This window comes from Brachyspira aalborgi (genome assembly GCF_008016455.1).
In the GTDB taxonomy this organism is placed as follows: domain Bacteria; phylum Spirochaetota; class Brachyspiria; order Brachyspirales; family Brachyspiraceae; genus Brachyspira; species Brachyspira aalborgi.
The window spans coordinates 1005579-1019076 of the sequence record NZ_SAXU01000001.1 but is presented as its reverse complement, the minus strand read 5'-3'; the positions used below and the strand labels follow the sequence as shown (position 1 = coordinate 1019076).

Sequence of the window (13498 nt, the reverse complement as noted above, 5' to 3'; positions counted from 1 at the left end):
TTATTTGCTCTTCATATAATATTTACAAAATCGATATTTAAAACCTTAAAAAAATTATTATATTTGTTTCCGTATTTTTTAGCGATTTTTATAATTCAATCTTTAAATGCGAGAGGAGAATATTATAAAATATTTGGATTTTATATTGATAAAACGGGAGCGGATTTTACGATTATTTATTTTATCAGAATTGCAGCAATTCTTTATTTTATTTCAATTTTCTTTATTATTATAAAAAAAATAAAAATTCCAAAAGGCGCTTTTTTTGACGAATTAATAAGAATAAATATTTTTATGAATATAGTTAAAAAATCTTTCTTTTTTGAATTTAATAAAATAAAAGATAAAGACAAAACTTTTAGAGAAAAATTAAATTTAATAAATAAATTAATTGAAAATGTTTATAAAGATTCTTTCAGGTTATATCCTTATGACGCTTTTGTAAATAAATTAAATAAATATAGAAAATAACGGATTAAAAATATGATTCATTATTGACATTTTCTACATTTTTATATAATGTTTTTCTATACTAATTTAAAAACAATATTTAAGATTAAGGAGATTTTAATGAATATACAAAAATGCGCGGTTATAGGTTCTGGAGGAGTTGGAGCTACAACGGCTTTTACTCTCGTTCAAAGCGGATTATTTAATGAAATCGTTATTATAGACGCTAATAAAAATAAAGCCGAAGGAGACGCTTTAGATATAGCTCATGGAATTCAATTTACTAATCCCGTTAATGTTTATTCGGGCGATTATAAGGATTTGAATGACGCTTATTTGGTTATAGTCACAGCGGGAGCGAATCAACTTCCTGGAGAGACTAGAATAGATTTAATAAATAAAAACGCTTCGATATTTAAAAAAATTATTCCAAGTATAATAGAATACAATAAAGATTGCATTTTATTAATAGTTACAAATCCCGTTGATATTCTTACAATGCTCGCTTTAGAATTAAGCGGTTTTCCTAAAGAGAGAGTTTTGGGAAGCGGAACGGTTTTAGATACATCTCGTTTAAGATATTTGCTTAGTAAAAAATTAGAAGTTGATAGTAAAAATATTCATGCATTTATAATAGGAGAACATGGAGATAGCGAATTAGCAGTTTGGAGTAATGCCGATATTTCTGGAATTCATATAGAAGATTATTGCAAAAATATATTAAATTCCTACAATATAAATTTAGAAGAAATATTAGACGAAGTAAGAAATAGCGCATATCAAATAATAGAGAAAAAAGGCTCTACTTATTATGGAGTGGCTATGGCGGTTAAAAGAATAGCACAGGCAATTATAAGAGACGAGTATTCCATACTTCCTGTTTCGCATTTTTTAAACGGAGAATATGGAATAAATGATGTTTGTTTAGGAATACCTTCTTTAATATGCAGAGAAGGAGTGAAAAAGATTATTCCGATAACCTTAAACGAAGAAGAAAAAAATTATTTAACTAAATCGGCAAATAAATTAAAAGAAGCTTATAAGAGTATTAAAAATTAATTGTAATTAATTAAATTTAATATTAGTCTTTAAGTTTGTGAATTTATAAGTCAAAATTATTTTTTCTTTTTTGATAATATGCTTAATTTGGTAAAAGCTAAAAAAGAACTATATCAAAGTCGAACATAAGCCAAGCAATCCACTTTTAATAAAATTCATTTATTAATGAAACTAAATTCTAAAAATTAACTTTTTAAATGTAGATTGCTATTCATTTTTTATAATGCTATCAATTACGGTTTAAAATATTTTAAATAACTAAATAAAAAATATAACCTTTTTAATTAAATTATAAAAATAATTTTATTTAATAAAAAATATATTAAGCATTTAATTAAAAATTAATGTAAATTTATAGTAAAAAGTTAGTAAACAAACTTGACATTATTTTTAAAATATTTTATAATATAAGTCGTAAAGAGATTTACAAAATATTATTTTATTAAGGAGAGTTTCTTATGAAAGAAAACAAAAATACAAAAAAATTATTAATCGCTTTATTTGTTTTATCGGCATTTTCGAGCTTTTTATTTGCTCAAGCTACAAATAATGGACAAAATCCATATTCATATACGCCTGACACAAACGCTCAATACGGTTATGGAGTTCAATTATCTTCTATTCCCCAAAACGCTCAAAATTTTATAAAACAGCATTTTCCTAATATTCAAGTTTCGTATATAGAAAGAGATTGGGACGATATAGAGGTTTATTTGGCAAACGGAACTCAAATAGAATTTTTCCCAAACGGCGATTGGAAAGAGGTTAAATGTTATATGAATATGCCCGCTTCAATATTGCCTGCAAATGTTATGGCTACGATTCAAAGGACTTATCCTCAAGCTGCTATAATAAAGATTGAAAAGCAATTTACTATTTTTGAAGTAAAACTAAATAACATGATGGAACTTTATATAGACAATAACGGAACTTTAATAGGGCAAAAATTTGACGATTAATTTTAATTATTTATAAAATTTATTTTATGTTTCTTAAGGCAGGGTTTATAACCTTGCCTTTTATTTTAATTTATATAATACTCTTGATAAATAGCAATATTTCTAATATAATTAATAAAAATATAAATTTGATAAAACAAGACTCTATTATTTAAGGATTTTTTATGTGCGGTATAGTCGGCTATGTTGGAGAAAATAATTCTGTTGATATTCTAATGAATGGACTTTATTCTTTGGAATACAGAGGATACGATTCGGCGGGAATTTCAATAGTTGAAAACGATAATATAATAACTTTCAAATCGGAAGGAAAAATTGATAATTTACAAAATATTATAGACAAAAATAAAAAAATAGAATCAAATATTGGAATAGGACATACAAGATGGGCGACTCACGGAGCGCCTTCGGATATTAACGCTCATCCTCATTCTACCGCAAGGCTTTCTTTAGTTCATAACGGAATAATAGAAAATTATAAAGACATAAAAAATAATCTTATAAATAAAGGTTATAAATTTATTTCAGAAACCGACACAGAAGTCGCTGCAAATTTGATAGATTATTTATATAATGGAAATCCTTTGCTTGCCATAAAAAAAGCGATTGAGATTATAGAAGGTTCTTACGCTTTTGCAATTATTTTTAAAGACAAACTTGATAAAGTTTACGCTATAAGAAAATGCGCGCCTCTTATTGTAGCTTTGGGTAAAAACGAAAATTTTATAGCGTCAGATATTCCTGCGATATTAAAATACACGAATAAATATATTTTAATAGACGAAGAAAATATTGCAGAATTACAAAAAGATAAAGTTATTATTTACGATAAAGATTTGAAAGAAGTAAATGCAAAAGTAAACGAAGCTAATTGGACTTTAGAACAGGCTGAAAAATCGGGCTATGAGCATTTTATGATTAAAGAAATTTACGAACAGCCTAAAGCGATTTTAGACACGATAGAGCCAAGAATTGTGCATGGAATTCCCGATTTCAAAAGAGATAATATATTAGACGAAAATTTTTGGAAATATTTTGAAAGAGTTTATATTGTAGGCTGCGGAACTGCAATGCATGCGGCAATGATTGGAAAAAGATTGATTGAGGATAATTGCAGAATTCCCGTAGAATGCGAAATTGCTTCGGAGTTTAGATATAAAAATCCTATTATAACCGATAAAACTCTTGCAATATTTATTTCGCAGTCGGGAGAAACCGCCGATACTTTAGCCGCTTTAAATTTGGTTAAAGAGAGAGGATGCAAAAGTTTGGCGATAGTAAATGTAAACGGTTCTTCAATAGCGCGAGCCGCCGATTATGTTATTTATACTTACGCGGGACCTGAAATATCTGTAGCTTCAACAAAAGCTTATTCCGTTCAAGTCGCTATAATGTATTTAATAACTTTTAAAATATCTTTGGCAAGAAAATTAAAAAACGAAAAAGAAATAAAAATTCTTATAAGAAATATGCTTAACGCGATTGATTCTATAAACGATTTGCTTGATATGAGCGATGAAATAAAAAATATTTGCGTAGATTATAAAGAAGTTAATAGCATATTTTTTATGGGAAGAGATTTAGATTATTATCAGGTTATGGAAGGCGCTTTAAAAATGAAAGAGATTAGCTATATTCATTGCGAGGCTTATGCTGGAGGCGAGCTTAAACATGGAGTAATATCTTTAATAACCGAAGGAACTTCCGTAGTAGCTTTGGCTATTCAAGAAAAAATTTTAAATAAAATGATAAGCAATATAAAAGAAGTTGTTTCAAGAGGAGCTAAAGTTTTATTATTCGCTAAAAAAGGAATGAATATAGATAAAGACGCTTACGATAAAATAGTATATCTACCTAATATTGAAGATATGTTTATGCCTATCGCTTCAATAGTCGCTTTACAATTACTCGCTTATCATACCGCCGTTATCAGAGGTTGCGATGTCGACAAACCAAGAAATCTAGCAAAAAGCGTTACCGTTGAATAATATTTTTACTTGTAAATAATATTTTACTTGACAAAAAAAAAAAAAATGACTATACTTAAAGTATAAATATTATTAATTAAGGAGTTAGGTATGCTTATAGGATGCCCAAAAGAAATTAAAAATCAAGAATACAGAGTCGGATTAACGCCGTCAAATGTAGCCGATTATGTCGGAAATAATCATAAGGTGTTAATCGAAAAAGGAGCTGGAGAAGGTTCGGGATTTTCGGACGAAGAATATAAAAAAGCTGGAGCCGAAATAACCGATAAAAAGAAAGTATTTGAAGCGGATATGATAGTGAAAGTAAAAGAGCCGATAGAAGAAGAATATAATTATTTTAGAGAAAATCAAATATTATATACTTACTTGCATTTAGCCGCCGATAAACCGTTAACCGAAATGTTATTAAAAAAGAAAATCAAATCAATCGCTTATGAAACAATGAGAGACGAATTTAATCAACTTCCATGTCTCGCGCCTATGAGTTGTATTGCGGGAAGATTGTCGATTCAAGAAGCGTCAAAATATTTGGAGAAGAAATTTGGAGGAGAAGGCGTTTTACTTGGCGGAGTTCCTGGAGTTCAAAAAGCGAATGTCGTTATACTTGGAGCTGGAGTTGTCGGATTAAACGCGGCTCAAATAGCTATGGGTTTTGGAGCGAATGTTTCAATAACGGATGTTAATATAGCAAGATTATCTTATATAGACCAAATATTTAATATGAGAATAAATACTTATTTTAGCGCTCCTTCTACTTTAGAAAATCTATACAGAACGGCTGATGTCGTTATAGGAAGCGTTTTAATTCCCGGCGCAAAAGCTCCTAAACTTTTAAGAAAAGAGCATTTAAAGATAATGAAAAAAGGATGCGTTATAGTCGATGTCGCTATAGACCAAGGAGGATGTTTTGAAACTTCGCATGCCACGACTCATGATGAACCTATTTATATTATAGACGATATAGTTCATTATTGCGTTGCCAATATGCCAGGAGCAGTGCCAAGAACTTCCACAATAGCGTTAACTAATTCCACAACTCATTACGGAATAATGCTTGCAAACGCTGGAGTTGAAGAGATATGCAAAACGAATAACACGATGCTAACGGGATTAAACACTTATAACGGAAAATGCACTTTCAAAGGAGTCGCCGAAGCCTTTGGAATAGAATATACCGAACCTAAAAAGGCTTTAGGTTTATAAAAATTAGCGAGGGAGAAAATAAGGGCTATATTAAATTATGGTTCTTATTTTCTTATATTATTTTTTTATAGGAGATTTCAAATATTATGATTGAAAAAATATCAGCAATTAACAATATAATTAATAGTTTTGTATGGGGTCCTTATATGTTAGTCCTTCTAATCGGGACTGGAGTATATATGAGCATAAGGACATATTTCTTTCAAGTAAAGAATTTTAATATATGGGCAAAATTAACTTATGGCTCTATGTTTGATAAACATGAAAAAGGACATAATATAACTCCGTTTCAAGCTGTAAGCGTGGCTTTAGCAAGCACTATAGGTATAGGAAGTATAGCGGGAATAGCTACGGCGATAGTCTCGGGCGGTCCTGGCGCTTTATTTTGGATGGTAGTTTCCGCATTTTTTGGAATGATGACAAAATTTTCGGAGGTAGTTCTATCGGTATATTTTAGAGAAAAGGACGAAAATGGAATTCATTATGGAGGTCCTATGTATTATATAGAAAAAGGGCTTAAACAAAAATGGCTCTCTATTTTATTTGCTATTTTTGCATCCATAGCGACTTTTGGAGCTGGAAATATGACGCAATCTAACGCTATAGCTGGATTATTGAGACAGACGCTTAAACTTCCAGAATATGTTTCGGGAATAATAGTGGCTATTATAGTCGCTTTGGTATTAATAGGAGGCATTAAAAGAATATCAAGCGTTTCTGAAAAACTTGTTCCGTTTATGGCTACTATATATTTTATAGCGTCTATAATCATACTTATAATTAACTTTAAAAATATGCCGCAAGCGATAAAACTTATTGTATCCGAAGCTTTTTCTTTAAAATCTGCAGCTAGCGGAATTACTGGCTACGCTATATTTATAGCTATGAGATACGGAATAGCGAGAGGAGTATTTTCTAACGAAGCGGGACTTGGAACCGCTCCTATAGCTCATACCGCAAGCAATACTAATAATCCCATAAAACAGGGAATGTGGGGAATATTTGAAGTATTTAACACTTTAATAATATGCTTATTAACTGGACTAGTTATTATATCTTCAGATTTATATTTATATGGAAATACGGCGGCGGACGGAGCGGTTTTAACTTCGCTCGCTTTTAAAGAAGCTATAGGTATTATAGGAGAAATAGTAATAACAATATCAAGCATATTATTTGCATTTTCTACGATAATAGGCTGGTCTTATTACGGAGAGACTTGTCTCGGATATTTAACTAAAAGAAATAAAATAGTTATTATGTCATATAAAATAATATTTATAATAATTATAGTAATTGGAGCTACTTCAGATTTAAAATCAGTTTGGGCTATAGCCGACACTTTTAACGGACTTATGGCTATACCTAATTTAATCGGAGTAATATTATTATCTCCTATAGTAATTACTATGGTTAAAAAGTATTTAAAAAATCCTATTTCGGTAGAATTAGAAAATTAAAATTGTAAAAATATAGATAAAATTTTTGGGGATAATATGATTTAAAAATTATATTATCCTTTTATAATTTTAGAAGAATTCTGCAAAAGATTTTTCTTTCGCGTTTTTATCGTTAAGAAGTCCTAAATCGTATAAATATCTTGTAACGGCTAAAGAAAATCCGCCTTTAATCGGAGTCTTTGGATATAATTTTATTAAAGGAGTTCTCTTTTGAATAGAAACCATAACCTTTTCTTCGTCAAATAAAATTGGTCCCAACAATACTAAATTTATATCTAAAGAAAATTTATCCGAAACTTTTTTAACCTCTTTGTAAAGATTAATCGCCCAATCGATATTTTTTACTTTATTTACTATCAAATATATTTTATCCGTTATTTTATTTACAAACATCATTTTCATTAATCTATAAAGGTCGGTCAACGAAGTTATTTCGGGATTTGCAATTAAAATAATATCGTCAGACATTTGATAAAATTTCATCATAGATTGAGTTATTCCCGCAGCGTAATCTATTAAAACATAATCGTATTCTTCAGACAATTCTTTTAAGTCTCTCGCCAAAATCGACAAATTAAAATCGTTTTCAAATTGAACGAATCTTTGAATATTTATTCCCGCGCTTATAACATCTATATTAAATTCGCTTTTTATTATGCAGTCTTTTAAGTTTAATGTTCCTTCAAAATATTCTTGCAATTTTGATTCGGGTTTTACATGAAGAAGTATAAAAACATTCGAGCAATTAATATCAATATCAAATACCAATACTTTATAGCCTCTTGAAACCAATTCGGTTGCAAAATTAACCGTGCATAGAGTTTTGCCCGCTCCTCCCTTTCCGCTTGAAAAAGATACTATTCTTCCCATAATTATATCCCCGTATATAATTTTAGAACGGAAGAAACTTTTGCTCTAACATCCTCATCCCAATCTAATATATGAGATTTTAAAGCCTTTATAATTAAAACTCTATCTATATTTTCTGCAGAAACCATTTTTGCAAGTTCATCTAAAGCGTTAAGTCTTTTTTTAATGTCTTCGCTTTCAAGTTCGGATAGTATTTCTTTCATTATATTTAATCCTAATTAAGAATAATATTCAATATTTTGATTAATTATATATTATAAATGTTTTTTGTCAAAAAATATATTTATGAAACTATAATTTTGATTAAAATTTTATTTTTAAGTAAACATAATAAAATATTTTATAGCAGGTAAATAATATAAAAATTTATAAATAATTTTCTTTACTTTTTTTATAATATTGTATATATTATAAAATAATTAAGAAAGGTTTTATATAAATGAAAGAAATTTTAAAAATTACGGCAATTATAATATTATTGATATCTCTTATATCATGCAATCAAGTTTTCAAAAATAGATATAATTTAAATAAAGCCTATTCGTTATACGAAAAAGGAAAAAATAAAGACGATGACGAAGCTCTTCTTGAAATAACGGGAACTTATAACGATATAATAAATCAAAAAATTTACGCTCAAGATAGACTCGCCGCAGTTTATAGAACTTTGGGAGAGAGAAGTTTGGCTAAATCTCAATACGGATATTCTGCAAAATATTTTTCAGAAGCGTTAAAAGTTTTACCTAACAGTCCTTATTTAAGATATGGACTTGGAATTTCTTATTCTTATTTGGCGGAAAGCGCCGATACGGAAGAGAAGAAAAATGATTTTATAAAGAGAGCGGAAAATAATATAAATTTTGCAATTAGTAAAGACGCTAATAATCCTAATTATTACGCCGCATTATCTTCGCTTAAAGGAATTAAACAAGATTATTATGAAGAAGCGCTTGAGCTTATAAATAAAGCTATTTCGCTTTCGCCCGATAATATAGATTATCTTTTTTTGCTTGCAAGATTGCAATATAGCGTTGGAAATAGAGATAGAGCGGTTGAAGTTTATAGAAGAATAATTAATTTGAGCGATTCTTCCGCTATAAAACAGAAGGCTTTAAATAATATTAATCAAATTTTAAATAATAATTAGAAAATAAAAATGAGTAAAAATAACGATATAAAAACATATTTGATAGCCCTTAATCAAATTGAAAAAATCGGCGATAAAAGAATATACGAACTTATAAAACATTATGAATCGGTTGAAAATATTTTTGAAGAGAAAGAAAATAACTTAAAAGAATTGATAGAAAAAAAGTTTAAATTTAAACTTGACGATTTTAGTAAAAATGAAATTTTAGATAAAGCTCAAAATATAATAAAAAAATCGGAAGAGCATGAAATAAAAATTTTAAGTTTATTTGATAAAGAATATCCTTTTAACTTAAAGCAGATTGATAATCCGCCTTACATACTTTATTATAAAGGCGATTTGAAAAAGTTAAGAAGAAATTGCGTGTCGATAGTAGGAACAAGAACGCCGACTAATGAAAGCAAAAAATATGCATTCGATATTGCCTCAAAATTATCGGCGTTAAATATTACCGTAGTTTCGGGCATGGCTAAAGGAATAGATACGGAGGCTCATTTGGGCGCAATATCTTCGCTTGTAAATACGGCTGCGGTTTTAGGAAATGGAATCGATATAGTTTATCCTTCGGAAAATTTAAGAGTTTATAATAAATTAATTGAAAGCGGAATTGTTTTAAGCGAATTTGAAGTTGAAAGAAAACCAGATAGAATGAATTTTCCAAGAAGAAATAGAATAATATCGGGTTTATCTTACGCTACAATAATGGTTGAAGCTCCAAGCAAATCGGGCGCTTTAATAACGGTAGATTTTGCTTTAAATCAAGGCAGAGAAGTTTATATAGCTCCTTACGATGAAAAATTAAAAGAATATTTTGGAAATCATAAATTGTATAAAGAAGGCGCTAAAATTCTTAACGATATAACCGATATACTTGAAGATTTTGATTCTATATTTTCAAACGATGACGATTATTTGAAAATGAAATTAAAATATTTTGAAGGCGGAAATATACAAAGAAAAGAATATAAAGAAATTAATAAAAATAAAGTTGTAAAAACTCAAAAAATTAAAGATAATAAAACGAATAAAAAAACTGAAAATAAAAAACCGAATTTAATTGGCGAAGAAGCTAAACTTTACGATATAATAAATAAAGTCGGTAAAGTCCATATTGACGATATTATAGAAGAAACGGGAATGAAAACTCAAGCCGTAACTTCTATTTTAATGCAGCTTGAAATAAACGGTTTTATAAAACAAACGGCTGGAAAATATTATAAAATAAAAAATTGAAATAGGATAAAAAATTATGGAAACTAAAGAAAAAATAAAAGAAAAAAAATCAAACGCCATTTCTAAAAAAAAGAAACTTGTAATTGTGGAATCTCCCGCAAAGGCAAAAACTATTAATAGATATTTAGGAGCGGATTATATAGTTAAATCTTCTATGGGACATTTAATAGATTTGCCTAAAAGTAGACTCGGTATCGATTTAGACAACGGATTTGAACCCGAATATATTACGATAAGAGGAAGAGCTAAAATATTAAACGAACTTAAAAGAGAAGCTAAAAAATCCGAAGAGGTTTTACTCGCTGCGGACGATGACAGAGAAGGAGAGAGTATAGCTTGGCATATAGGAAATAGAATCAAATTGGCAAACTCAAATATTCCTATAAAGAGAATAGTTTTTCATGAAATAACAAAAGACGCCTTAAACGAAGCGATTGAAAAACCAAGAGATATCGATATTGCGAAAGTAAACGCTCAAAAAGCTAGGAGAGTTTTAGACAGATTAATCGGATATAATTTAAGTCCTCTATTATGGGAGAAAATAAAAAGAGGATTGTCTGCGGGAAGAGTTCAAAATGTAGCTTTGCTTATAATATGCAATAGAGAAGGAGAAATAGAAGCTTTTATTCCCGTAGAATATTGGACTTTCGGAGTATTCTTAAAACATAAAAATAAAGAATTTTTAGCGGAACTTCAAAAATATAAAGGTTCAAAACCAGAATTAAAAACTAAAGAAGATGTCGATGAAATAATGGAACATTTAAAAGATAAAACTTATAAAGTTTCTTCGATAGAAATTAAAGATAGATTAAGAAATCCAATCGCTCCTTACACGACAAGCAAATTGCAACAAGCTGCAAGCACTTCTTTAGGTTATAATTCTTCAAAGACAATGCAAATCGCCCAAACTTTATACGAAGGCGTTTCTATAGCGGGAGAATCTACGGGACTTATAACTTATATGAGAACCGATAGCGTTAGAATATCGCCAGTAGCTCAAGAGCAAGCGAGAGAGTTTATAAAAAAAGAATACGGAGAAAATTATTTGCCTATAGAAGCGCCAAGTTATTCGGTAAAAAAGAACGCTCAAGATGCGCATGAAGCTATAAGACCCACAAATGTATTTTTGACGCCAGATTATGTGAAAGAATATTTAAAAAGCGAACAATATAAATTATATAAACTTATATGGGAAAGATTCGTTTCTTCTCAAATGCTTCCCGCTAAAATGAAAAATACGAGAGCTATTATTGTCGCGGGAGATTGCGAATTTTCAGTTTCTTCTTCAAAAATAGAATTTGACGGTTATTTGAAAGTTCTTACTATAGATAAAGGAGATAAAGAAAAAGTTTTAAAAATGCCTAATCTTTCAGAAAATGAAATTTGCGAATTTGTAGACAATAATCCCGAACAGCATTTTACGACTCCGCCACCGAGATATAATGACGCTTCTTTGGTAAAAACGCTTGAAGAATCGGGAATAGGCAGACCTTCTACTTATGCGCCTACTATAAGAACGATAATCTCAAGGCATTATATTCAAAGAAAGGGCAAACAGTTAGTGCCAACAGAGTTGGGTAAATTGGTTAATGAACTTATAAGCGAAAATTTTTCAGAACTTATAAATATTAACTTTACGGCAAATATGGAGAGTAAACTTGATAAAATAGAAGACGATAATATAGAATGGAATAATATATTAAAAGAATTCTATCCTCATTTTTTGGACACTTTAAAAACGGCTACGGAAAATATCCATAATATGAAGGATTTTTTCAACGAAGAAACCGATTTTGTATGCGAAAAATGCGGCAGGAAAATGATTAAAAGGCTTGGAAGATACGGATATTTTATAGCATGTTCGGGCTTCCCTGAATGCAAAAACGCAAAGGGAATTTCTTTTGGCGTATGTCCTAAATGTAAAGGAGATATAACTTTAAAGCGTTCTAAAAGAGGAAGAGAATTCTACGGTTGTTCCAATTATCCTAAATGCGATTTTGTAAGTTGGGATAAGCCTATTCAAACTCCTTGTCCGAAATGTAACGGACTTATGGTTGAAAGGCAAATAAAAAATAAAGGATTATTTAAAGTTTGTATCAAGGAAGATTGCGGATATTCAGAGGAAATATCGGAAGATTCAAAAGAAGAATAGCTTTTATTCTAATTTTAGTATTTGGTTTAATTAATATTGCAAAATCCGAAACGGTAAAATTAAATAATTTAAAAATAAAACCCGAAGATTTGAAAAAAACTTTTAATCCCGTAGCGAATAAATTTAATCAAAAAACGATTACGGCAATAATAATAGACGCGGGACATGGAGGAAAAGACCCAGGCTCTATTGGAATAAACAAAATTAAAGAAAAAGATATTGTTTTATCGTTTTCGTTAGAATTGAAAGAAGAATTAAAAAAAATACTTCCAAATGTGGATATTGTCCTTACGAGAGATAAAGATACTTATCCGACTTTGCAAGAAAGATATAAAATAGCCAACACGGCTGCTAAAATAGAAACGGATAAACCTGAAAACGCATTATTTATAAGCGTTCATGCAAACGCTTCTTTAAGTCCGAGCGCAAAAGGTTTTGAAGCATATTTTATAACGGCTCAAGAATCGAGCGAATATGCGAGAGCGGTTTCTATGCTTGAAAATAGCGCATTGGTTAAATTTGATAAAATAGACGCTTCAAAATATGAAGAAAATTCTTCTCAATTAACTCATAATTATATGCTTGTAGAACAATATCAAAAAGAAAGCAGATTATTAGCTCAATCGATAGTTGACGAAGTTTATAAAGTAAGCGGAATTTCAAAAAGAAATAAACCCGTTCAAAACGCTTTATTTTATGTTTTAAAAGGTTCAATAATGCCTTCGACTTTAATAGAGATTGGATTTATAACCAACGAAGAAGATGCAAAATTTATGAATACAAAAGAAACTAGAATTAAAATGGTAAAAGCAACGGCATTGGGAATAAAGAAGTTTATAAAGGAATTTGAAGATACTAAAGGGTTTAGCGAATAATATTGAAATAAAATATATAATCAAATTATAAATTTATACTGACTAATAGCATAAATAATTTTACATTCTTTACAAATAAAAATATTTTGTTATAATACA

General features: G+C 29.3%; 12 protein-coding genes. 10 read left to right on the top strand and 2 right to left on the bottom strand.

Features of this window, described 5'->3' with window-relative positions; translation table 11 throughout:
* Positions 1 to 63 precede the first annotated feature (63 nt).
* From EPJ79_RS04545 to EPJ79_RS04520, 6 genes are all read left to right on the top strand, one after another.
* Positions 64 to 471: a hypothetical protein gene (locus EPJ79_RS04545; protein ID WP_244289069.1), complete on the top strand. Its 408-nt coding sequence runs from the start codon at positions 64 to 66 to the stop codon at positions 469 to 471.
* Positions 472 to 570: 99 nt separating this feature from the next.
* Complete coding sequence (locus tag EPJ79_RS04540; RefSeq protein WP_147738604.1) at positions 571 to 1509, top strand: L-lactate dehydrogenase; 939 nt, start codon at positions 571 to 573, stop codon at positions 1507 to 1509.
* Between the two features lie 458 nt (positions 1510 to 1967).
* A complete protein-coding gene (locus EPJ79_RS04535) occupies positions 1968 to 2468 on the top strand; it encodes a PepSY-like domain-containing protein (protein ID WP_147738603.1) in 501 nt (166 codons plus the stop codon).
* 164 nt (positions 2469 to 2632) lie between these two features.
* Entirely contained in the window at positions 2633 to 4456 is a 1824-nt protein-coding gene (gene glmS / locus EPJ79_RS04530) for a glutamine--fructose-6-phosphate transaminase (isomerizing) (RefSeq protein ID WP_147738602.1), read from the top strand.
* 90 nt (positions 4457 to 4546) lie between these two features.
* Entirely contained in the window at positions 4547 to 5659 is a 1113-nt protein-coding gene (ald, locus tag EPJ79_RS04525; protein WP_147738601.1) for an alanine dehydrogenase, read from the top strand.
* A gap of 86 nt (positions 5660 to 5745) precedes the next feature.
* Positions 5746 to 7119, top strand: a complete 1374-nt coding sequence (locus EPJ79_RS04520; protein ID WP_147738600.1) for an alanine/glycine:cation symporter family protein — start codon at positions 5746 to 5748, stop codon at positions 7117 to 7119.
* A gap of 69 nt (positions 7120 to 7188) precedes the next feature.
* Here the strand turns inward: EPJ79_RS04520 and EPJ79_RS04515 are convergent, their stop codons facing one another.
* Together EPJ79_RS04515 and EPJ79_RS04510 are read right to left on the bottom strand one after the other, a co-directional pair.
* Positions 7189 to 7989 (bottom strand): AAA family ATPase, encoded by an 801-nt coding sequence (locus tag EPJ79_RS04515; protein ID WP_147717760.1) that lies wholly within the window; start codon positions 7987 to 7989, stop codon positions 7189 to 7191.
* Positions 7990 to 7991: 2 nt separating this feature from the next.
* A complete protein-coding gene (locus tag EPJ79_RS04510) occupies positions 7992 to 8192 on the bottom strand; it encodes a hypothetical protein (RefSeq protein WP_147530516.1) in 201 nt (66 codons plus the stop codon).
* A 236-nt stretch (positions 8193 to 8428) separates the two neighbouring features.
* On the opposite strand from EPJ79_RS04510, the gene EPJ79_RS04505 reads away from it, so the two are divergent.
* From EPJ79_RS04505 to EPJ79_RS04490, 4 genes are read left to right on the top strand one after another with little or no spacing between them, the layout of a single operon-like run.
* Positions 8429 to 9136 carry a tetratricopeptide repeat protein gene (locus tag EPJ79_RS04505; protein ID WP_147531280.1) on the top strand — a complete coding sequence of 236 codons (708 nt, stop codon included), beginning with the start codon at positions 8429 to 8431 and terminating at the stop codon, positions 9134 to 9136.
* Between the two features lie 9 nt (positions 9137 to 9145).
* Complete coding sequence (gene dprA, locus EPJ79_RS04500) at positions 9146 to 10372, top strand: DNA-processing protein DprA (protein WP_147738599.1); 1227 nt, start codon at positions 9146 to 9148, stop codon at positions 10370 to 10372.
* 16 nt (positions 10373 to 10388) lie between these two features.
* Entirely contained in the window at positions 10389 to 12524 is a 2136-nt protein-coding gene (gene topA / locus EPJ79_RS04495) for a type I DNA topoisomerase (protein ID WP_147738598.1), read from the top strand.
* Positions 12479 to 13399 (top strand): N-acetylmuramoyl-L-alanine amidase family protein, encoded by a 921-nt coding sequence (locus EPJ79_RS04490; protein ID WP_242004521.1) that lies wholly within the window; start codon positions 12479 to 12481, stop codon positions 13397 to 13399. Before topA ends, EPJ79_RS04490 begins: the two co-directional genes overlap by 46 nt.
* Positions 13400 to 13498: the final 99 nt, after the last annotated feature.